The sequence below is a fragment of the Rhodanobacter sp. T12-5 genome (genome assembly GCF_008329435.1).
In the GTDB taxonomy this organism is placed as follows: Bacteria; Pseudomonadota; Gammaproteobacteria; order Xanthomonadales; family Rhodanobacteraceae; genus Rhodanobacter.
This window is the reverse complement of record NZ_NPKN01000002.1, coordinates 411,922-432,666: the sequence shown is the minus strand read 5'-3', so window position 1 is coordinate 432,666 and position 20,745 is coordinate 411,922. Positions and strand designations below refer to the sequence as shown.

Here is a 20,745-nt window from a genome sequence, read left to right as displayed (position 1 = left end):
TTCGACCACGCGTCAGCGGCACGAGCTTCAGGCAGATGATGGACACACGGGCGTCTCGGCGCGGTGAAAAGGGATGTGTTGAAGATCCCAATTTCCTCTGCCGGAACGAGGTGTGAAAGGCGTCCGGGAGTGGCTAGGCAGCTCAGTCTTTCCGACGCCCACGCGGTTCATCCGGCGAAACGCCTGACCCAGGCCACGTAATTGTCGACGAAGCCCTGCAGGAATTTCCGCGTGCTGTCGTTGCCGATCGTGCCGTCGTCGGCGATCAGCTCGTCCTTGAAATGGATGAACACTTCAGGCTGGGCCAGCATCGGTACATCCAGATAGGCAAGGACGTTGCGCAGGTGCTGTTGTGCCAGCGCCGTACCGGTCGAGCCGATCGAGGCGCCGAGCACCGCGCCCGGCCTGCCGGCGAACGAGTTGGTGCCCCAAGGGCGCGAAGCGATGTCGATCGCGTTCTTCAGCACGCCGGGAATCGAACGGTTGTATTCGGGCGTGACGAACAGCAATGCGTCGGCCGATTCGACATCCTTCTTCAGGCGAGCGGCCGTTGCCGGATAAGCCGTATCGAAATCCTGCGAGTACAGCGGCAAGTCGTCGATCTGGATATGCCGGAATGCGAGCTCGGCAGGTGCCAGTTTCTCCACCGCACGGGCAAGCCGGCGATTGAACGAACCCACGCGCAGGCTTCCGACAAAAACAGCGACCTTGATCTGACTCATGTCCGGCTCCCGGGGTGTGAAAGAATGCGCGTTCACCCAATGTCCCGTGATTCGCGTTAAAGACGGATGAACCCGGCTCAGGCATCATGCGCGCAACGCGCAGGTTCATGGTCCACGCACCAGACCCGTGCCCCCCGATCGATTACCCGACGAACAAGCCCATGCAAGCCATTGAAGCCCTGATCGACCGTGCCTTCGAGCGTCGCAACGAACTGACCCAAGCCGAGATCGAGACCGATCTGCGCCCGGCCATCGGCCAAGTGCTCGGCCTGCTCGAATCCGGCGAGCGCCGCGTTGCCGAGCCCGATGGCCACGGCGGCTGGACGGTGAACCAGTGGATCAAGAAGGCCGTGCTGCTGTACTTCCGCATCACCGACAACCGCGTGGTCGACGGCGGCCCGGCACAGGCTTTCGACAAGGTGCCATTGCGCTTCGCCCACGGCAACGACGACGAGTTGCAACAGCTCGGCGCGCGCGTGGTGCCCGGCGCGCTGGTGCGCCGCGGCGCGCACATCGCGAAGGATGCGGTGCTGATGCCGAGCTACGTCAACATCGGTGCTTACGTCGGCGCCGGCAGCATGGTCGACACCTGGGCCACGGTCGGCTCCTGCGCGCAGATCGGTGCCGGCGTGCACCTGTCCGGCGGCGTCGGCATCGGCGGCGTGCTGGAGCCGCTGCAGGCCAACCCCACCATCATCGAGGACAACTGCTTCATCGGCGCGCGCTCCGAAGTGGTCGAGGGCGTGGTGGTGGAGAAGGGCAGCGTGATCGGCATGGGCGTGTTCCTCGGCCAGTCCACCCGCATCTACAACCGCGCCACCGGCGAAGTCAGCTACGGCCGCGTGCCCGCCGGCAGCGTCGTGGTAGCCGGCAGCCTGCCGGCGAAAGACGGCAGCCACAGTCTGTACGCCGCGATCATCGTCAAGCAGGTGGACGAGAAGACGCGCGGCAAGACGAGCATCAACGAACTTTTGCGGAGCGGCGAATGAACCCCGTCTTGTATGGACTTCCAAACTGCGACACTTGCAAGAAGGCGCGCAACTGGCTCGCCCGCTTCGAAGTGGCGCACGACTTCATCGACTACCGCGCCAACCCGGTACCGGCGGCAACGCTGAAAGACTGGGCGGCGCGGCTTGGCGGCTGGGAGAAGCTGGTCAACAAGTCCTCCACCACCTGGCGCAACCTGCTGCCGCAGCGCAAGAATCCCGGCAGCGATCCGGAGTGGACGCTGCTGCTGAAGGAATACCCGGCGCTGATCCGCCGCCCGGTGGTGGTGCAGTCCGACGGCATGGTGAGCGTCGGTTTCAGCGACAACGGCTTCAAGAAACTGTTCGGGCGCTGAGATGCCGATGCGGCTTTCGAAGATCCTGCTGATGGCGACGATCGCGCTGTGGCTGGCGCTGGTCGCGTTCGGCAACATCACCGACTACGGCAGCAACCTGGTCTTCGTGCAGCACGTGCTGGCGATAGACTCGATCTTTCCCGACGCCGGCATCCACTACCGCGCGATCCATTCGCCGCTGCTGCAGCATGCGGCCTATGTGCTGATCATCGCCACCGAAACGCTGGCCGCCGTGCTGTGCGGTTTTGGCACATGGCGCCTGTGGCATGCGCGCCGCGCGTCGAGCGCGCTGTTCCATCGGGCCAAACGCCTCGTCGTGGCCGGGCTCACGCTGGGCCTGTTGCTGTGGCTGGGCGGCTTCATGGCGGTCGGCGGCGAATGGTTCGGCATGTGGATGTCCACGCAGTGGAACGGGCTGGCAAGTGCTTTCCGTTTCGTCGTGGTGCTGTTGCTTGCGCTGGTGTATCTCGGCCAGCGCGACGACGAACTCGACCATTGAACACGGTGCAGGCATGAGCGACCAACGTACGCGCCGGTTCCGCGGCAACCTGCGCATCGAGCGCGACAACGCGGCGTTGTACGCGCGACTGGCCGAACTGGCCACCGATGCGCGGCTGGGCCACGCCTACCGGCGCATCGCCGCGGGCGAGCAGGCCAATGCGCAATTCTGGGAGGCGCACCTGCGCGAACTCGGCGAACGCGTGCCGCCACCGCGGATCGGCCTGCGCGTGCGCGCGCTGAGCTGGTTCGCGCAACGCTTCGGCACCGAGTTCGTGATGCCGACCGTAGTACGGCTGGAGCACGCCGACCACGGCACCACGCCGGTCGATCGCAGCGGGCATCGCGATCATTTCCCGTTGCCGGAGGAGGTCGGCCCGCATCATCGCCACCGCTCGCAGAGCGGCAACACCTTGCGCGCCGCGGTGCTCGGTGCCAACGACGGGCTGGTCTCCAACGTCAGCCTGGTGATGGGCATGGCCGGCGCGGCGTCGGGTGACCGCGCGGTGCTGCTGGCCGGTCTGGCCGGCCTGGTCGCGGGTGCCTGTTCGATGGCACTGGGTGAGTGGCTGTCGGTAAACAGCTCGCGCGAGTTCTACCAGGCGCAGATCACCGAACGCGCCGAACGCCTGGCCGTGGCGCCGGAGGACGGCTTGCAACACATCGCCGGCATCTACCGCGAGAAGGGGCTGGAGCCGGCCGCGGCCGAACACTTGGCGGAGCACATCGCCGAAACGCCTCGCGCGGCACTCGACATGCTGGTGCGCGAGGACTTGGGCGTCGATCCTGGCGAACTCGGCGGCTCGGCATGGGGTGCGGCGATCTCGTCGTTCTGCCTGTTCGCCTGCGGCGCGCTGTTTCCGGTGGCACCGTATTTTTTCCTCGGCGGCCACGCCGCCCTGCTGGCCAGCGCGTGCTCCACTGCCGCGGGCCTGGCGCTGATCGGCATCGGTACTTCGCTTTTCACCGGGCGCAGCATGCTGTTCTCCATTGCACGCCAGTTCGGCATTACCGCCGCCGCTGCCGCTATCACCTACAGCGTGGGCCATCTGCTGGGCGTCGTGCTGAGCTAGCTTGGTATGCTGCGTCGTCTACCACCGAACCTCGCAGATACCCATGTCCGACGTCTTCGAACTTGCCTGTGACCTCATCCGCCGTCGTTCGGTGACGCCGGAAGATGCCGGCTGCCTGCCGTCGATCGGCACCCGGCTCGAACGCGCCGGCTTCCACGTCCAGCATCTGCGCTACGGCGACGTGGACAACCTCTGGGCCACTCACGGCACCGGCGGGTCGACGCTGATCTTCCTCGGTCATACCGACGTGGTACCCAGCGGACCGGAAGCGTCGTGGCAAAGTCCGCCGTTCGAACCGACCGTTCGCAATGGCCGTCTATACGGCCGCGGCGCCGCCGACATGAAAGGCTCGGTGGCGGCCATGGTTGTGGCGCTGGAGCAGTTCGTGGCCGCGCATCCCGATCACCGCGGCCGCGTCGGCCTGCTGCTGACCAGCGACGAAGAAGGTCCGACCAATCTCGACGGCGTGCGTCGCGTGGTCGAACACTTCCGCACCACCGGCGAGCGCATCGACTGGTGCGTGGTCGGCGAACCATCGGCGAAGGAGAAACTCGGCGACCTTATCCGCGTGGGCCGCCGTGGCTCGCTGTCCGGCACGCTTCACGTGCGCGGCGTGCAAGGCCACGTGGCCTACCCGGAGAAGGCGCTGAATCCGATCCACGCCTTCGCCCCCGCGCTGGCCGAACTCGCCGCCGAGCGCTGGGACGAAGGGAACGCGGATTTTCCGCCCACATCGTTCCAGGTCTCCAATCTCAACGCGGGCACCGGCGCCAACAACGTGATCCCCGGCGACCTCACCGCCCTGATCAACTTCCGCTACTGCACCGCCAGCCGCGCCGACGACCTGCGCGCCCGCACCGAAGCGGTCCTGCAACGCCACGGCCTCGACTTCACCCTGGACTGGAACCTCTCCGGCGAACCCTTCCTCACCCCACCCGACGGCCTGCTGCGCGAAACCGTGGTGGCCGTCTGCCGCGACCTGTGCGGCCTCGATCCCGAACAAAGCACCGGCGGTGGCACCTCAGACGGCCGCTTCATCGCGCCGATGGGCGCGGAAGTCGTCGAAATCGGCCCGGTCAACGAGACCATCCACAAGGTGGATGAGTGCGTGGAGGTGGCAGAGTTGCGGCGGCTGCCGGCCGTGTATCGGGCAGTGTGTGAGCGGTTACTGGTCTGAGCGTTGACACCCGACCCGACCACAACTGTCGCCAGGATTGTTCGTGTCCGCAAGGCGGCGATAACAGGCGATGAGGCCGCGTGGTGATCGGATTGAACACATGGAAATACGATGCCGCAGCCGGGCCGCAGCCGGCCACCCATTGCCAGCTCAGCGTGTTGTTGGCCGCATGCCGAACGCGAACACACCTGCAAAGCCATGGCCCGTTGGCTGGTGCGCAGCAAACAGCCCGTCATCCTCATCGATTGTTCGGATCTGAAGGAAAGCACGCGCCTGCGTGACCTCATCGATCAGCCCAAGCTCCTCAGGATCCGATCGCCTTGCGTGCGTCCCGTATCCGCCACCTTGCCCACGGCATTCGGTGCGGTGCCGATCGCGCCCTTGGCGATCACGGCACCGGTCGGCTGACCGGTCGGCGAGCCGCCGATCGGTTCGACCGAAACGGCGAGCGCGGCGGTCGGACCAAGTTGCGCCAGCAGTGCGGGATCGAGCACCAGCGTGGTGGGTTTGTCGCGCGCGATCATGCCCACCGAAATGGGTTTGCCGCCGGCCGGAATCAGCCACAGTTCGGGTGCACGATCTTGTGCGAACGCGACCGGCGTCGCCGGTACCACGACCATGCGGGCGTGCTGCAAGTCCATGGTGGCGGTCCAGCCGGTAGAGCCGTTGTCCTGTTGGATGGTCGCGGCCATGTAGCCGGCACTGACCACTGCAGGCGTGGGCGTCGGCCGCGGCAGCGATACTACGACGAGCAGTGCAACTGCCAGCGCACTGGCGCCGATGCCGAGCCAATGCCACAGCTGCAGGTTGTCCCACAAGCCCTTGCGTGGTGTCACCCTGGCAGGTGCATCCAGCTGCAGCGCGTCATGGATCCGCGCCCATACATACGGCGCTGGGGTGACGTCGCCGATCGTGTCGGCCAGCGGCATCAGGCGACGCTGCCACAAGGCCACCGCAGTCGCTGCTTCGCCTGAGACCAGGACTTCATGGGCGACTTCTGCGCGCGCGTCGGCGTCGAGCACGCCGAGCACGTACTCGGCGTAACGCAGATTGTTGTTGCCGTCTTCGATGGGCATGTTCATTGATCGAGGCACGTGCGGAGTTGCATCAGGCTGCGGCGGATCCAGCTTTTCATGGTTCCGAGCGGCACCTTGCAGCGTGTCGCCAATTCGTTATACGTCGCTCCGGTGAAAAAGGCTTCACGCACCGAACGCTGCTGTTGAGGCTCCAGTTGATCGAGGCAGTGCTGCAGGCGCCGATGTTCCTGGCTGGTCTCGGCGTCAGCCGCTGGCGTGGGCTGCTCGTCGATGGTTTCATCCAGCATCGAAGGGTCTTCCATCGGCTCCTCGCGATGCTGGCGCAGGCGGTCGATCGCCTTGTTGCGCGACAGCGTGACCAGCCAGGTGATCGCGCTGGCTTTCGCCGCATCGAAACTCGCCGCGCGACGCCACACCGTGGCGTAGATTTCCTGCAGCACTTCTTCGGCCTGGCCGCGATCGCGCAGCATGCGCAGGCATACGCCGAACAGTTTGGATGAGGTGCGCCGGTACAGCTCGGCAAACGCGTGCTGATCGTTGCGCCCGGACTGCTGCAACAGGTGGTTCAGCTCGTCACGCTCGGCGGGGCTGCTGACACTCATGGGCGAAGCATCCTTTGGTCATGAAGACGTGCTCATTGAAGGCCGCGATTCCGAGTGCGCCACGCATGACGCTGCGGAAAACAGCCTGCTCAGCATGAAGGCGACGTTGCGCGGTGGCAAGCATCGCCGGATGCCTGCATCCAGCCGGCGGGTGGCTGCGTACAAGATGGGATGAGGCAATGTGCCTGAGCCGACGGTCCCGCCATGAAAATGTTTCGACGTGTCGCCATGTTGCTCATGTTGTCCGGTACCGCCGCGGCCGGCGCCGTCCCTCAGCGCGGTGCGCAGGGCGTGCTGGTCGGCAGCGGCGGGCAAACGCTGTACACCTACGACCTTGACGGCAGTTCCGGTCACAGCCGCTGCGACGGCTCGTGTGCAGTGGTGTGGCCACCGTATCTGGCCGACAGCCAAGCCAGGCCGATCGGCGACTACAGCGTGACCACGCGCACTGATGGCAGCCGCCAATGGGCTTACCGAAAGCATCCGCTGTACCTCTTCGCGGGAGACGACAAGCCGGGTGATCGCGACGGCGATGGCGTCAACGGAAGCTGGCATGTGGTGCCTTGATCGACGCTCTTGCGCATCGTGCATCCGCCCGATGCTTCGCTTCGTACATCCAGCCACACGCGCACTTCGCGCTGTCAAAAGGGGAATTCCATGCAGAGGCATCGAAATGGCCGGACAGCTTGGCTGATCGGGTTGGTGTTGAGTGGTTGCCTGATTTCATCCATGGCCATGGCCGGCGACGCTGCCGGTAGCGACAGCGCGCCAGCGTTCAGCAACAAACTGCTGCTCACCGGCGGTGTGTCGCAGGTGGAAGGTTCGGCCGGTGGCGGACTGACGCCGTGGGCCGTGATCGGCGGCTATGGCACCAGCGACGAGATTGGCGCCAACGCGTTCATCACCCACATCAACCTGCCGGACTATCACGTCAACGAAGCCGGTGCGATGGTTGGCCTGTACAACCGGGTGGAGGTGTCGTTCGCGCAGCAGCGTTTCGATACGGAACAAGTCGGCGCCGCGCTGGGCCTGGGCCGCGGTTTCACGTTCAAGCAGAACATCATTGGGGTGAAGGTACGCCTGGCCGGTGATGCCGTGCTCGATCAGGACAGCTGGATGCCGCAGATCTCGATCGGCGTCCAGCACAAGAAGAACAATCAGGCAGCGGTGCTGGCCTTCGTGGGCGCCAAGTCCGATCAGGGCACCGATTACTACGTCAGTGCGACCAAGCTGTTTCTCAGCCAGAGCCTGCTGGTGAATGCCACGGTGCGTTTCACCAAGGCCAACCAGATCGGCATCCTGGGTTTTGGCGGCGACAAGAACAACTCATACAAGCCCGAGTTCGAAGGGTCTGTGGCGTACCTGCTCAGCCGCAACTGGGCGGTCGGCGCGGAGTACCGGCAGAAGCCGAACAATCTTGGCATCGCCAAGGAAGACGACTGGTACGACGCGTTTGTCGCGTGGGCACCGACCAAGCATGTGTCGCTGACGCTCGCGTATGCCGACCTCGGCAACATCGTCATCAAGGATCACCAGCGCGGGCTGTACGCCTCGGTGCAAGTCGGATTCTGAGCGTCACCCCTTCTCGTCATTCTGCCCACCAAGGAGCACACCCATGTTCAAGTATTCCCTGCATGCCGCCGTGATGGCCATGGCGATGCTGTTTACGCAGGCTGCCATGGCGCAAAACGCCGTACCGATGCCGGAACAGTCCGCGGCGATGGCCGCCAGCGCGCCGCGCGACCCGGCGCTGCGACCGGTGTTCGATCAGTTCGGCGGCAAGCCGGGGTTGGTCACGCTGATGGACGATTTCATGGTCAACCTGATGGCGGACGCGCGCACGCGCCCATACTTCGCCGACACTGATCGCGAACACATCAAGCTGGAGCTGGTCGACCAGTTCTGCGTGATCCTCGATGGCCCCTGCACGTATACCGGCAAGGACATGGAGAGGGTGCATCGCAACCTCGGCATCAACCGCGCTGCTTTCAACGCGCTGGTCGAGGATCTGCAGAAGGCGATGGACAAGAACAAGGTGCCTTTCCGCGCGCAGAACAAACTGCTGGCGAAACTGGCGCCGATGCATCCGGTAGTCATCACGAAATAGACGCCCAAAGGGCGGCCCGGATATCGCGGCCCGCCCTCGTTTGACGCCACCGTTTCGACAAAGCGTGGCGTGCCTTGTCCAGAAGACCTCAGGGGGTCGCATGTCCACATATCGCCTATGCATGTTGGGCGCGCTGATGCTGCTTGGTGCGTGCGCCATGACGCCTGATCGACCATCGTTGAAGCTGGAGCCTGCTGCCGCTGCGGCTTCCTCGATGCCCGCACCGGTGGCGGTGGCTTCGCCGCCACAGTCGCTGCCGGCGGCGACTGTCGCGCCGGCTCCTGTGCCGGTGCCGGTTGCCGTTGCCCCGGTTCCCGCGCCGGCCGCACGAATGGTTCGCATGGGCCCCCAACCGTCGGCGATCAAAAAGTCCGTTGCGGACGCGAAGCCCGTCGTCGCGCCAGCCGGGCTGGAGATCAGGGGTCATGTCGTTCTCCGCGGCGTGCACGGCCAGCAGGTCGCGCCGGATGAAGCGGCCGCGACCCTGGTGTATTTTGTGCCGGCCAGTGGCGGCGGTCGCGCCAAACCGGGCCACTACACCGTGTATACGCACAACCGCGATTTCAGTCCTGAGGCGATGGCGGTGCCGCAGGGCAGTACGGTGACCTTCGTCAACCTGGACGACGTGCGGCACAACGTGTTTTCGGTGACGCCCGGGTCGGCCTTCGACCTCGGTTATCAGGGTTCCGGCGAAAAGGCCGCGCATGCGTTCACTCGCGCGGGCCTCGTGCTGGTCAGCTGCAACGTGCACCACTCGATGGAGCTCGACCTGCTGGTGGTACCGACCTCGTTCACCGCCCGCGCGTCAGCCGATGGCAGCTTCAACCTGCGCGGGTTGCCGGCGGGTGCGGGCACGCTGCATTTCTGGAATCCGCGTGCGCAACCAGTCAGCCTGCCGGTCACGCTGCCGATGAAGAACGCGGTGACGCAACCACTGTTGGCGATCCGGCCGCGCCTGACCACCGAATTGAACGCGAGCGCCAGGCCATGAAGCCCGCGACGCGGTTTCTGTTGCTGGGTGTGGGTGCGGTGGTGCTGCTGACGCTGGCGGCCGCCATCGCCACGCTGCATCAGGCTGATCAGCGTGCGCGGGCCGGTTCGTTGGTGCAGTTGCAGGTGGCGGTCACGGTGGAGCGCGAGCTCGAAGCGAACCGCCTGGCCGAACTGCAGTTGCGCGCCGATACACTGGCGCAGGATCCGGCCTTCGTCGACTACGTGGCCCAGTCATTGATTCCCAACCCGCAGTTGGGCGGCGCGGTCGACAAGGCGTCCATCAGCGATCTGCTGGAGGAGCGCCGGCACGGCTACGACATTGCGATGGTGCTGGATCCGCGGGGCGTGCCGGTCGCCAGCTCCGGTATCCTGCTCAGGGATCACGGCAGCATTCAGGCCGATCCGCTGGTGGCCTCGGCGATCAGTCGGCTCAAACCTCGCCAGGGCATCTGGATCGACCATGGCCAGTTGCTCTGGGTCGCAGTCAGTCCGCTGCTGCGCGGTGGCGCCTTGCAAGGTGTGTTGCTGGTCGCCTCGCACGTTGACAATGCCTTCGCGATCACCATCGGTCGCATCGCGCGCGTCGATGTCGTGTTGCTGGCGCCGCCCGCACCGGGGGCTGCGCTGCCTCCATCGACCGGTCTGGATCACTGGACCGAGCAGGCACTTTTGGCGCGGTTGCCGGAGGTGCTGGGCGTGACGGAAAGAACCGGCAAGGCGTTGCGGCTGAGCGATGGCCAGCGCAGTGTCACCGCATGGGTTGCGCCGATGGACGTGTCGGGTGGTCAGGCCGTGCTGGCGGCTATCGGTCCGAGCGACGGTGACAGTGGCCCGGATAATTCTGCTGCGTGGTCTTTGCTGGCCGGCGTGGCCGGGTTCGGCCTGTGTGCCCTGCTGCTGGTGCTGCTGCTGTGGTGGCGCACCTGGCTGCCGTTGCAACGCATGCTTGGCGTCGTTGAGCTTGCCCGGCATGGCGACCGGCATCTGACCATCCGTGTGGAAGGCAGCGCGATCGTGCGCCATCTGCGCGAAGGCATCAATTCGTTGTTGCATCGCACGTTGTAAGCCGCGGGCGCCGCGCCGGCGGGTACTCAGGAGCCCGCGGGCATCAACGTCAGGGTGTGCTCGGTGGTATCCGGCAGCAAGGACGTCGGGCGACCCTCGACCCAATCCGCGTGACCGGCGCCGAAGTACGGCGACAGCGGGTTGTCGCTCTGGCCGCCGGGCATGTCGAGTACGCCGTCGGCTTCGTGACCGGGGGATACGTCGAGGCGTTCGGAGGCGCCGAAGCCGGGGGCGGCGACGCGTGGCATGTTGTTGTCGCCGGGCAGTGGCTGGTCGGGCATGTCGACGTAGCGGGCGAGCCAGTGCGGCAGGGCGGGTGAGAGCGGGTGCTTGATGTCGGTGCGATTGCGTTCGCCCCAGGTGCGTGCGGCGAGGCCGCCGGGTAGCTGGCCGAGTTCGCTCGCCACCTGTTTCGCCGCGGCGACAAGCAGGGCGTGCCAGTCGGAGTATTTCGGATCGAGCAGTTGCGCGGGTTGTTGCCGGATCATCGCCCACACCGCGGCTTCGGCGCTGTTCTCGCCAGGCCAGCTGAAATCCGGATAGTGCTGTTTGACGCGGGCGGCGAACGGTGCCAGCGCGGCCTCGCTGACCTGGGTGCGGAAGGCGCGCACAAGGCGGTAGTCGACGCTGTCGATGGCGGCGCGGCCACGCCATGAGGCCGTGAGTTGGCGCAGCTGTTGCAGCGATGGATCGGTGCTGTCGGCCAGCGTGCTTTGCAGCAGACGCTGCCAGCGGGTGAGGAACACGGCGCGGTTGTCGAGCTGGATGTCCAGCAGGTTGCCGGGGGTGAAGCTGGCGAGGCCGTGCAGGTCGTCGCGGATCTGCTGGGCGCGAGCGCCGAGGTCATGGCCGCCGTTGCCGAGCAGGGCCAGTGCCGCACCGTCGACGGTGCGGTTGTTGGCGGTCCACAGACGACCGTCGGCGGGATTTTCGATGCGCGGGTAGTGTGCGGGCGTGGCCCAGCCCTGCCAGCCGCTGCCGGGTTTCGACCAGTCCGACGGCAGCAGCGGGTCGATGCCCTCGCGCAGCGGGATGCTGTTGCCTGCGATGGTCCAGCCGATGTGTCCGGCGCTGTCGGCGACCAGCAGGTTTTGCGGCGGCATGCCGAGGGTCGGTGCGAGAGCCAGCGCGCCGTCCACGTCGGACGTGCGCTCCAGTTGCAACAGTTCGATGTTGTAGCCGTGCGGCCGTCCGCCGATCCACGCCAGCGCCAGCGGCGTGCCGTCGGTGTCCTTGCCCATGATCGGGCCCCAGCGCGTGTCCTCGACCTTGAGCACGGTGTCGGGCTGGCCCTTGACCTGGATGTGTTCGTCGTGGGTTTCGATGTTCGCCCAGCCGTCCGGTACCTTGTAGCGTGTCGGGTCGACCGGATCGCGCGTGACGCGTACCCAGTCCTGCCAGTCGCCGTAGCTGTTGGTGAAGCCCCAGGCGATCTGGCCGTTGGAGCCGACGATCATCGCCGGTGTGCCGGGCAGGCTGACGCCGTTGACCTCGCGCTGGCCATTCGGCGCGCTGGCGTCGGGATAGCGCAGGCGGGTGCGGAACCAGATGTTCGGCACGCGCAGGCCCAGGTGCATGTCGTTCGCCAGCATCGCCGCGCCGGTGTTGGTGAGTGCGCTGGACACGGCAAAGCTGTTGCTGCCGGGGCGTGGCGCGTCGAGTGCCGGCGCCAGCGCGGCGGCCAGCGCAACGGGTTGCGTCGACGGCGGGAACTGGCGCAGATCGAACACGCCGGCGGCCGGAATCACCGGCGAGCGCGACAGCCGTCCGCTCAGCGGAGCTTCCCAGTCGGGGTCGGGCGACAACAGGAAGTCCACCAGCGAAGCGGGCAGCGCCGCGCGCATTTCGGCGATGCGCAGCTCGCGTTCGTTGCGCCCGTCGCTGTTCAGATCCAGGTACATCGAGGCGACCACCAGCACGCTGTCTTCCGAGCGCCACGGCTGTGGCTGGCTACCCAGCAGCAGGTATTCCCACGGCCGCACGCGCAGGTCAGCGAGGCCGGCGTTGACGCCGTCGCGATAGCGGTCGAGCGCATGTTTCTGTGCCGGCGGCAATTGGGCATAGGCGGCTTCGGCGACGGCGCGCAGGCGATGGCGGCGATGGTTGAGATCGACTTTCAAGGCTGCCGGCCCGACCAGCGCGGACAATTCGCCGGCGGGCATGCGGCGCATCAGGTCCATCTCGAAGAAGCGCTCCTGCGCATGCACGTAGCCGAGCGCATAGCTGATGTCGGCACGGCTCCTGCCGTCGAAGGTGACGGTGCCGAGCGCGTCGCGGCCGATGCTGACCGGAGCCGACAATCCCGCCGCTGCGCGTGTGCCGTCGAGGCGGGCACGGCTGCCGGCGAGCAGATACCAGCCGGTGCAAAACGCGATCAGCAGCAATGCCAGCGCGGCGATCAGCAGGGCGCGCAGGATGCGCCAGCGACGCGCCATCATGGCTTGCTGAAGACGGCGAAGATGCCGGCGTAGGGTTTGACCATGAAGGCTGGCGCACCGGCGTAGCCCTCGCCGTCGACGTAGAGCTGCGAGATGCTGCCATCCAGGTACAGCGCGTCGCGGCAGCCGAGCTTGTCGCGGAATAGCCGTCCAAACGTATGGAAATTCACCGGTCCCTCGCTTACCGCGAAAACCACCTCGGTCGGCGTTTTCGCGCAGACGCCGCTGCGCCATTTCAGGCTGGACGAATCATCGACGAACTGCTCGTTGAGCTTGCCGTCGATCAACAGCATCGGGCCGGACTGGGTCGCCCACTGCGCGCTCTTGCCGTCCGCCTTGAACGCGGCACTGGTGCGCACCGCCGCGTGGCCGTCCGGATACACCACGAAGACGCCGTTCGGCAGCAGCGAGAAATTTCCCGAGGCGGGGTTGCCGTGCGCCAAGTTCAGCGGCACCACGGTCTTGCCGTTTTCCACGTACAGGCCGAGCGGCGCGAACTTGTGATCGTAGATGCCGGCATTGGCCGCAAACAGCAGCCGTCGGCCGCGCGTCTCGCCCCACTGGCGCAGGTTTTCGATACTGCCAAACGGCTGGCCGCTGTGCGGATCGCGCCAGTGAAGGGTCAGCTGCTCGCGCATGAGGTTGATGTGCACCACACGGTAATTCTGTCCCTCGAAGGCGAGCTCGCCACTGTCCAGCGCCCGCGCCGTAGGCGTGCAGCCAGGCATGGAAAGCAGCACCAGCAACGGCAGCAGCCAGCACGACAAATGGCCACCGGGCCGGAGGAATGGTCGGTTCGATACGTGGGAATGCATGGGTCGATGGTCGCCGCACGGCGCTCATGGCGCAAGTCCGGCGGCATCATTGCAGAGAGGGACCGAACGCATTGCGGCATTCCATCGCGATATCGGCGAGGGCCGAGCGCGATGCTTTCGCGGTAGCGCTCATTGGCGCGATAACGGGCGCGGACGGATGTCGCTAAACTTGGGATTTTCGCCACAGGTTCCACCGATGCCTTACACCCCGATCGTGGCCACGCTCGGCTATGTGTTGTCGCCGGACCGCAGCGAGGTGCTGATGATCCATCGCAATGCGCGACCGGACGATCAGCACCTGGGCAAGTACAACGGACTCGGCGGCAAGATGGAGCCGGGCGAGGACATTGCCACCTGCATGCAGCGCGAGATTCTGGAAGAGGCCGGGATCACCTGCGAGTCGATGCAGTTGCGTGGCACGCTGAACTGGCCTGGCTTCGGCAAGCACGGTGAAGACTGGCTCGGTTTCATCTTCGTGATCGAGCGTTATGCCGGCATGCCGTTCATGAGCAATGCCGAGGGCACGCTGGAATGGGTGGCGCTGGAGCGGTTGTTGACCTTGCCGATGTGGGAAGGCGACCGGCACTTCCTGCCGCTGGTGTTCGACGCCGATCCGCGACCGTTTCACGGTGTAATGCCGTACAAGGACGGGCGCGTGCAGTCGTGGTCGTACAGCCGGTTGTGATGCGGTGCAGGAGCGCACCCTGTGCGCGATGTTTTTTCGTGACGTGACAAGCGCATCGCGCACAAGGTGCGCTCCTGCATTTCCCGTCGCTCAGGGTACGTCGGCGAGCCACGCCGCGCTGGAAAACTTGCCCAGCGCCAGTTCCTGCGCTCGCGCCTGTTCATCTGGTCGCACGACATCGTCGCTGAGCCCGTGCAGCCGCCGGAAGGTGGCGATCATCCGCTCGATCACGGCTTCGCGCGGCAGACCGGTCTGGCTGCGTAGCGGGTCGACGCGCTTGGCGGCGCTGGCGGTACCCTTGTCGGAAAGTTTTTCGCGGCCGATGCGCAGCACGTCCAGCATCTTCGCCGCGTCGATGTCATACGCCATCGTCACGTGATGCAGCACCGCGCCGCCGCGGTGCACCTGGGCGGCGCCGGCGATCTTGCCGCCTGTGGAGGTGATGTCGTTGAGCGGCTGGTACCACGCCTCAATGCCTAGCTCGGCCAGTGCTTCCAGCACCCAAGCGTCGAGAAATGCATACGCCTCCTGGAACGACAGCCCCTTGACCAGCGACTGCGGCGCATAGATCGAATAGGTGATCGTGTTGCCCGGCTCGATGAACATCGCGCCGCCGCCGGAGACCCGCCGCACCACTTCGATGCCGTGGCGTTGCGCGGCATCGGCGTCGACCTCGTTGCGGACTGACTGGAAGCGGCCGATCACCACCGCCGGTGCTGCCCATTCCCAGAGGCGCAGGGTCGGTTTGCGGCGACCGGCGCCGACCTCGTGGGTCAGCACGTCGTCCAGCGCCATGTGCAGGGTGGGCGATTGCGGCACGGTGTGGAGCAGTTGCCAGTCGTGGTCGCGCCAATCGGTGCGCATCATGCGTCAGGTTCCTCGTGCAAGGCGCGGCGCACGGCCACCGCGATCGCTTCCGGCGAAAGACCATACATCATCACGTCGGCAGCGAGAGCATCGTGAACGGCGGCAGCGAGCACGGTTTCGGTGGCGTGTTCGGGTTGGCCCTCCAGCGCATGGTTGATCGTACCCAGCGCGCTGTCCGGTTCGAGGAAGAAATCGCCGCTCAACTGCACGCCGGCCAGGTGGCCGTCGCGCACGTCGAGGTCGACCACCACCAGCTTGCCGCCTGGCATCTTGTATTCGCCGTGCATGTACGCGTTCCCGAATGTCCTCGAATCCGCGTAAGTGTGCCTCGTGGCGCCCGCCATGCCAAAGGTGGCGACATCAATGGCCTGGCGATCGACCACGCCTCCATTCATCGGCCACGTCCCCCTGTTGCACGCGTCAGCGCGCCGTCATGCCGCCGTCGACGCGGTAGTTCGCGCCGGTCAGGAACTTGCCGCGATCGGACACGAGCAACGCGACGACCTCGGCGATGTCCTCGGTGGCGCCGATGCGGCCCAGCGGCAGATGCTGAAGCCAGGCCTCGGTGGAGAATCCCGGGGTCGTCCTGGCGAACTCGTCGGAGCCCGGCGTGGCGATGACGCCGGGCGACACGACGTTCACGCGGATTGCCGGCGCGACTTCCAGTGCGAGCGTGCGCGAGTAGTACTCGAGCGCCGCCTTGGCAGCGCCGTAGTGCGCAAAGGGGCCGAACGGCATCGTCGCCGCTGCCGACGAGATGTTCACGACGGCTGCAACTTTCGAGGCCCGGAGCGCGGGGAGGACGGCGTTGGTGAGGCGGATCGCGGCGAAAAGGTTGAGCTCGAAGCTGTCGTGCCATGCCTCGTCGGGAATCGTCGACGACCCTTCCAGAAACGCGCGCGCACCGCCCGCGTTGTTCACGAGGATGTCGAGGCCGCCGAGCGCCGCGATCGCCTGTGTCGCGATCGCCTCCACGCCTTCGCTCGTGGCGACGTCGCCGGATATGAACGTTGCCCCGGCGGGCATGTCGTCGTCAGGCTTGCGTGCAGCGACCACGACGTTGGCGCCGGCATCGAGCAGGCGCTGCGCGACAGCCGCGCCGATGCCGCGCGTGCCTCCGGTGACCAGGGCACGGCGGCCGGCAAGTTCATTAGTGAAATCGGATGGGTTGGACATGGGATGTTCCTGGGTAGAGGGTCGATGTTCATGGCGCTGTGATCCGGCCTGCATGGCGATCGCGATCGTGTCGTGATCGCCATGCATCGCTCACGGCTTCTTCTTTAATTTGAAATAGGTCGTGGAAGATCAGTGGGGCGGATGGCTCGCCGTCAGCACTTCACGAACCGATAGGCGAAGCGATCGGTCTCGCCCTTGATCGACGGGTCGAACACCTTGATGGAATGCGGATCGTCCCTGTTCGCCAGCGCGCTGCTTTCGGCGTCCAGCACGAAGCCCGCCGCTTCCACCTCCTCGCGAACGACGGCGGGTTCGATCCTATGCAGCGACCCGGCGTTGCTTGCGCCCGTCCCGGCGGCGGCGACGTGGTCGACGATGACGTAGAACCCGCCAGGCTTGAGCCGCTCATAAACGGCTCGATTGAAGTCGGCCGGGGTTGCGCCCCGGGTCTGGAGAAGCGCGGCATGGAGGTCGTGATAGAACAGGTGCAACCACACGACATCCGCCGGCGGCGAACTCTTCGGCAGCGCCACGAGGTCCGCCGAGATCGCCCGCACATTCTCTCGCCCCGGTTCCCCGGCCAGCGCCCGGATGCGGCCGACCGGATCGTTGCCGAGATGAGCGACCTCGGTCGGCACGAAGCTGTAGATCCGCCCCTCGGGCCCGACGATGTCGGAAAAGAGGCCGCTCCAGTATCCGTCGCCTGGAAACACGTCGATCACGGTAGAGCCCGCATCGACACGTGCGAACCTCAACAACCCGGATTGTTTGGAGTGCTGGTACATGGTGGCCTCCGAAGTGGCATGACTTCTGAAAAGCTCGTGGTGGATACCGGCCGGGCCTGGCGCGTCAGATTTGCGCCAGGCCGCCGTCGACGGCGACTTCGCTGGCGGTCATGAAGCTGCTGTCCGACGACGCGAGAAAGGCGGCGACCGCCCCGATCTCCGACGGATCCCCCATGCGCTGGAGTGGATTCATCGAGGCGAAGGCCTTCAGGCCCTCCTCACCCACCGCGGCCTTCGCCAGTTCGGTCGCCGTCGGACCGGGCGACAGCACGTTGACCCGGATGCCGGTGCCCTTCAGGTCCTCTGCCCAGGTCTTGGCGAGGTTGCGCACGGCTGCCTTGCTCGCGCTGTAGGCGCCGAATGCCGGGGCACCGGTGGTGCCGGCGCTCGATCCGGTCAGGATGATCGAACCGCCCGTGCCCATCAGCGGCAGTGCTTTCTGCACCGTGAAAATCGTGCCCTTCACGTTGGTGTCGAAGGTTTCGTCGATGTGCTCGGCGGTGATCTTGCCGAGCGCAAGCAGGCTTCCCGTCCCGGCATTGGCGAAGACGATGTCGAGGGTGCCGCGCTCGGCCTTCACCGCCGCGTAGAGCCGGTCCAGGTCTCCCTCGTCGGAGACCGAGCCCTGCACCGCGCGGGCGTTGGGCCCGAGCTCAGCCACGGCAGCGTCGAGCGCTTCCTGGCGGCGGCCGAAGATGAAGACGAAGGCGCCTTCCTCGATGAAACGCTTTGCCGCTGCGCGGCCGATGCCGGTAGCCCCGCCGGTGATCACGGCGGTCTTTCCATTCAGTCGGGTCATGTCTTTGATCCTTGGTCGGGATGGCACAAATGGGTGATTACGATGCGGCGCCGGCGGTCGCCGGTCGCTCGGGTTCGTTCTTGAACAGGTCCTGGAAGATCAGCGGCGCCCAGCTCTTGTCGAGCACCTGTACCAGCGCGCCGCCTTCCGCAAGCTTCCCGAGATTGACGGGTGCGAAACCCAGTTGTTCGGACAGGTCCGCCACCTGCGCTGCGGCGGCCTGGTCGTCGCTCGACAGGAACACGACGCGGCGGCTGCCGTTGACGTTCGGGTCGGCGGCCAGCGTCCTCGCGGGCAGATGGTTGAAGCCCTTCACGAAGCGGGCGCCAGGGAAGGCCTTGGCGACGTCGGCCGTCGACAGGCCCTCGAAACCGTTCATCGCGTCCACCACCGTCTTGCCCTGCCAGCTCGGCAGCATCTTGGCGACCTCGCGATGCCCCTCGAAGAGAACGGCCAGGAAAATCACGTCTGCCTTGAGCGCTTCCTGCAGCGTCCGGGGAACGACCGTGGATCCGATCGCCTGCGCCTGCGGCAGCAGGACTTCGGGCGCCCGCCGGCTGGCGACGGAAACTTCGATGTTGTTGCGGGCGAACGCGCGGGCGAGGGCCTGGCCGATGGCGCCGAAACCGATAATGGCGTAGCTCATGGAGATGATCCTTTTCAGTACGGGGATGGAGTGGGCTGGCCCGTTCGGGCCGGTTGTCCCATCAATCTGGGTCGCTTGACGTATCAACACAATTGACGAAACATCGCTTAATACGATCTATTTTCTGGATAACTCGTGCTCGACAACGTCACCATCAACCAGCTGCGTGCGTTCGTTGCGGTGTGCGACCAGGGCAGCTTCTCGGGTGCGGCGCGGAAACTCGCACGCGCGCAGTCGGCGATCAGCCACGCGATCAAGGCGCTGGAGAGTGCGTTTGATGTCGAGTTGTTCGAGCGCAACACGCGCAAGGCGCAGCTCACCGCGGCGGGGCGCAGCCTGCTGCCGGATGCGCGTGCGGTGATCTCACGCACCGAGGAAATGAAGAACCGCGCCGGCGCGATCGCCAAGGTGGGGGTGCCGCAGGTGTCGGTGGCGGTGGATGCCTACTTTCCACGCACCCACCTGATCGACTGCTTGCGGACGCTGCAGCAGGAGTTTCCGACCGCCGCGATCAACCTGCGCATCACCACCATGCAGGGCGGTGAGCACCTGGTGCTCGAAAAGCTGTGCGCCCTGGCCGTCACGATCCAGAACGTGCCGGAGGTGAACCCGGACGCCATCGAACGCCACTGGTTGCGCGAGGAGGAAATGGTGACGGCATGCGCGCCTTCCCATGCGCTCGCTTCGACACCCAAACCCATCCCCGTGGACGAGTTCGGCCGACACACCCAGATCGTCGTCACCGACAACCAGCCCGGCGCAGAAAAGACCCAGCAGGGCGTCGCCGGCAAGCGCCAGTGGCTGGTCAACGATCTCGGCGCCAAACGCGACCTGCTCAAGGCCGGCCTCGGCTGGGGACACTTGCCGAGGCACCTCGTCAACGAGGATCTGGCCAGCGGAGCGCTCGTCGAACTCGAGCGTCGCGCATGGCACATGGGGCCGCTCACGTTCATGGTCTCGCAGCGTCGGGGCTACGATCTTTCACCGTGCGAGTCGCGGCTGGTCGAGCTTCTGGGCAAACCTTAGCTTCGTGCGAATCGCGGTGTCTGCGTGGCTTGTCGCACACGGGCGGACGCCCACTAAGGAATGTCTGTATGCGCTCCCCAGCTGAGGCGTCAACGGGCAGCCGCACCTCCATTCAATTGGCGGCGTCCTCTTTGGTTCCTGAAGGCCCTGGCCCATGTGTCGACCCAAACCTGGGTTTGGAACCGCGCCGTTGGGCTAGGCAGGCTACCCCTCGCCATCTCATCCACCGAGACAACAAGTCTGTGGATAGGTAGGGGCCTCGCGTTGCTTTCCACGGTCGTGCTTGACGACACTTGGCGGTGGACCGCCCAGCGCGCTGCGGAACGCATCCGCCGGCTGGCGATGCCTGAGCGCAGCGGCTGCCGTCAGTGGTCGCGGCGACCGCGATCGTGGAAGTGGCCGCTGCCGGTACCGATCGAGATGCTGATCCCGCCGCCGGGGTCGTCGCAGCTGCCGAACGCCTTGCTGACGTTTACGGTGCCGGTCTGGTAATTGCCGCTCACGTGGTTGCCGCTCATCACGCCCATGCCGACGCTGCCATGCACCTGCGCCTGGTTGTAGGTGGAGTCGTCGCAGTCGGGCCGGTTATCCGTGGCGACTTCGGTATTGCCCATGCGCCCGCTGGTGTCGCCGTAATACACGCCGGGCGCGTCACGTGCCGGTGCGGCAGCGGTGGAACTGGGGGCAGGGAGTTCGCTGGGCGGCAGTTTCAGGTTGAGCGGCTTGCCGGTGCTCTGCGCCCATGCCGGCGCGGCCAGCAGGGTGGCCAGCAGGGCGGGAAGAAACCGTTGGATGTTCATGCGCACTCCGGGTTGTCACGTATTCAACGCGCGATGGCGCGTTGGCGTGTACATCCTTGTTGGAACGGCCGGACGCCGACAAGTTCCTGCCG

The 20,745-nt window shown here is 65.9% G+C and carries 25 protein-coding genes and 1 pseudogene; 13 read left to right on the top strand and 13 right to left on the bottom strand.

The genetic code is table 11. From position 1 onward, the window contains the following. Nucleotides 1-167: 167 nt before the first annotated feature. Nucleotides 168-722 (bottom strand): NAD(P)H-dependent oxidoreductase, encoded by a 555-nt coding sequence (locus CIW53_RS06195; RefSeq protein WP_149363813.1) that lies wholly within the window; start codon nt 720-722, stop codon nt 168-170. Nucleotides 723-883: 161 nt separating this feature from the next. Here CIW53_RS06195 and dapD point away from each other — a divergent pair, with 161 nt between their 5' ends. The 5 genes from dapD to dapE are packed head-to-tail and all read left to right on the top strand — an operon-like array spanning nt 884 to nt 4,812. Beyond that, nucleotides 884-1,711, top strand: coding sequence for a 2,3,4,5-tetrahydropyridine-2,6-dicarboxylate N-succinyltransferase (dapD, locus tag CIW53_RS06190; RefSeq protein WP_149363812.1), 828 nt, complete (start codon nt 884-886; stop codon nt 1,709-1,711). Beyond that, nucleotides 1,708-2,064: a Spx/MgsR family RNA polymerase-binding regulatory protein gene (locus tag CIW53_RS06185; protein WP_149363811.1), complete on the top strand. Its 357-nt coding sequence runs from the start codon at nt 1,708-1,710 to the stop codon at nt 2,062-2,064. The genes dapD and CIW53_RS06185 overlap by 4 nt, the downstream gene beginning before the upstream one ends. 7 nt (nt 2,065-2,071) lie before the next feature. Then, nucleotides 2,072-2,563 carry a DUF2165 domain-containing protein gene (locus CIW53_RS06180; protein ID WP_242451790.1) on the top strand — a complete coding sequence of 164 codons (492 nt, stop codon included), beginning with the start codon at nt 2,072-2,074 and terminating at the stop codon, nt 2,561-2,563. Between the two features lie 13 nt (nt 2,564-2,576). Next, nucleotides 2,577-3,635, top strand: a complete 1,059-nt coding sequence (locus tag CIW53_RS06175; RefSeq protein WP_149363809.1) for a VIT1/CCC1 transporter family protein — start codon at nt 2,577-2,579, stop codon at nt 3,633-3,635. Between the two features lie 43 nt (nt 3,636-3,678). Next, a complete protein-coding gene (gene dapE, locus CIW53_RS06170) occupies nt 3,679-4,812 on the top strand; it encodes a succinyl-diaminopimelate desuccinylase (protein WP_149363808.1) in 1,134 nt (377 codons plus the stop codon). 82 nt (nt 4,813-4,894) lie between these two features. Here dapE and CIW53_RS17890 read toward each other — a convergent pair. The 3 genes and pseudogenes from CIW53_RS17890 to CIW53_RS06155 form a co-directional block, all read right to left on the bottom strand. Then, a pseudogene (locus CIW53_RS17890) lies at nt 4,895-4,978 on the bottom strand (FAD-binding domain-containing protein); the annotation flags it as partial. A 124-nt stretch (nt 4,979-5,102) separates the two neighbouring features. Next, entirely contained in the window at nt 5,103-5,888 is a 786-nt protein-coding gene (locus tag CIW53_RS06160) for an anti-sigma factor (RefSeq protein ID WP_242451789.1), read from the bottom strand. 2 nt (nt 5,889-5,890) lie between these two features. Further along, nucleotides 5,891-6,451, bottom strand: a complete 561-nt coding sequence (locus CIW53_RS06155; RefSeq protein WP_149363806.1) for a sigma-70 family RNA polymerase sigma factor — start codon at nt 6,449-6,451, stop codon at nt 5,891-5,893. Here CIW53_RS06155 and CIW53_RS17645 point away from each other — a divergent pair. The 6 genes from CIW53_RS17645 to CIW53_RS06130 all read left to right on the top strand — a co-directional run bounded on the left by CIW53_RS17645 (nt 6,450) and on the right by CIW53_RS06130 (nt 10,616). Then, on the top strand, nt 6,450-6,626 hold the full coding sequence (locus CIW53_RS17645; RefSeq protein ID WP_172969598.1) for a hypothetical protein: 177 nt from the start codon (nt 6,450-6,452) through the stop codon (nt 6,624-6,626). The genes CIW53_RS06155 and CIW53_RS17645 overlap by 2 nt on opposite strands. 29 nt (nt 6,627-6,655) lie before the next feature. Further along, the gene (locus tag CIW53_RS06150; RefSeq protein WP_197736628.1) at nt 6,656-7,018 is read left to right on the top strand and encodes a hypothetical protein; all 363 of its coding nucleotides are present in this window, start codon (nt 6,656-6,658) and stop codon (nt 7,016-7,018) included. Between the two features lie 162 nt (nt 7,019-7,180). Then, nucleotides 7,181-8,023 (top strand): DUF3034 family protein, encoded by an 843-nt coding sequence (locus CIW53_RS06145; protein ID WP_242451788.1) that lies wholly within the window; start codon nt 7,181-7,183, stop codon nt 8,021-8,023. Between the two features lie 43 nt (nt 8,024-8,066). Further along, nucleotides 8,067-8,558, top strand: a complete 492-nt coding sequence (locus CIW53_RS06140; RefSeq protein WP_149363804.1) for a group 1 truncated hemoglobin — start codon at nt 8,067-8,069, stop codon at nt 8,556-8,558. A gap of 340 nt (nt 8,559-8,898) precedes the next feature. Continuing rightward, a complete protein-coding gene (locus tag CIW53_RS06135; RefSeq protein WP_149363803.1) occupies nt 8,899-9,549 on the top strand; it encodes a hypothetical protein in 651 nt (216 codons plus the stop codon). Next, complete coding sequence (locus CIW53_RS06130) at nt 9,546-10,616, top strand: hypothetical protein (protein WP_149363802.1); 1,071 nt, start codon at nt 9,546-9,548, stop codon at nt 10,614-10,616. The genes CIW53_RS06135 and CIW53_RS06130 overlap by 4 nt, the downstream gene beginning before the upstream one ends. A gap of 26 nt (nt 10,617-10,642) precedes the next feature. Here CIW53_RS06130 and CIW53_RS06125 read toward each other — a convergent pair whose 3' ends face one another. Both CIW53_RS06125 and CIW53_RS06120 read right to left on the bottom strand, forming a co-directional pair. Beyond that, nucleotides 10,643-13,054: a penicillin acylase family protein gene (locus tag CIW53_RS06125; protein WP_149363801.1), complete on the bottom strand. Its 2,412-nt coding sequence runs from the start codon at nt 13,052-13,054 to the stop codon at nt 10,643-10,645. After that, nucleotides 13,051-13,821, bottom strand: coding sequence for a phosphodiester glycosidase family protein (locus CIW53_RS06120; protein WP_149363800.1), 771 nt, complete (start codon nt 13,819-13,821; stop codon nt 13,051-13,053). The genes CIW53_RS06125 and CIW53_RS06120 overlap by 4 nt, the downstream gene beginning before the upstream one ends. A gap of 244 nt (nt 13,822-14,065) precedes the next feature. Between CIW53_RS06120 and CIW53_RS06115 the strand changes: the two genes are divergently transcribed. Then, the gene (locus CIW53_RS06115) at nt 14,066-14,554 is read left to right on the top strand and encodes an 8-oxo-dGTP diphosphatase (RefSeq protein WP_149363799.1); all 489 of its coding nucleotides are present in this window, start codon (nt 14,066-14,068) and stop codon (nt 14,552-14,554) included. Between the two features lie 90 nt (nt 14,555-14,644). Here CIW53_RS06115 and CIW53_RS06110 read toward each other — a convergent pair whose 3' ends face one another. The 6 genes from CIW53_RS06110 to CIW53_RS06085 all read right to left on the bottom strand — a co-directional run bounded on the left by CIW53_RS06110 (nt 14,645) and on the right by CIW53_RS06085 (nt 18,827). Continuing rightward, complete coding sequence (locus CIW53_RS06110; protein WP_149363798.1) at nt 14,645-15,421, bottom strand: biotin/lipoate A/B protein ligase family protein; 777 nt, start codon at nt 15,419-15,421, stop codon at nt 14,645-14,647. Next, nucleotides 15,418-15,708, bottom strand: coding sequence for a biotin--protein ligase (locus tag CIW53_RS06105; protein ID WP_149363797.1), 291 nt, complete (start codon nt 15,706-15,708; stop codon nt 15,418-15,420). Before CIW53_RS06105 ends, CIW53_RS06110 begins: the two co-directional genes overlap by 4 nt. 133 nt (nt 15,709-15,841) lie before the next feature. Further along, complete coding sequence (locus CIW53_RS06100; protein ID WP_149363796.1) at nt 15,842-16,597, bottom strand: oxidoreductase; 756 nt, start codon at nt 16,595-16,597, stop codon at nt 15,842-15,844. Between the two features lie 152 nt (nt 16,598-16,749). Continuing rightward, on the bottom strand, nt 16,750-17,382 hold the full coding sequence (locus CIW53_RS06095; RefSeq protein WP_149363795.1) for a class I SAM-dependent methyltransferase: 633 nt from the start codon (nt 17,380-17,382) through the stop codon (nt 16,750-16,752). 64 nt (nt 17,383-17,446) lie between these two features. Further along, a complete protein-coding gene (locus tag CIW53_RS06090; protein ID WP_149363794.1) occupies nt 17,447-18,181 on the bottom strand; it encodes an SDR family oxidoreductase in 735 nt (244 codons plus the stop codon). 37 nt (nt 18,182-18,218) lie between these two features. Then, nucleotides 18,219-18,827, bottom strand: coding sequence for an NAD(P)-binding domain-containing protein (locus CIW53_RS06085; protein ID WP_149363793.1), 609 nt, complete (start codon nt 18,825-18,827; stop codon nt 18,219-18,221). Between the two features lie 135 nt (nt 18,828-18,962). Here CIW53_RS06085 and CIW53_RS06080 point away from each other — a divergent pair, with 135 nt between their 5' ends. After that, entirely contained in the window at nt 18,963-19,853 is an 891-nt protein-coding gene (locus CIW53_RS06080) for a LysR family transcriptional regulator (protein WP_149363792.1), read from the top strand. Between the two features lie 365 nt (nt 19,854-20,218). Here CIW53_RS06080 and CIW53_RS06075 read toward each other — a convergent pair whose 3' ends face one another. Beyond that, the gene (locus CIW53_RS06075) at nt 20,219-20,653 is read right to left on the bottom strand and encodes a hypothetical protein (protein WP_149363791.1); all 435 of its coding nucleotides are present in this window, start codon (nt 20,651-20,653) and stop codon (nt 20,219-20,221) included. Nucleotides 20,654-20,745: the final 92 nt, after the last annotated feature.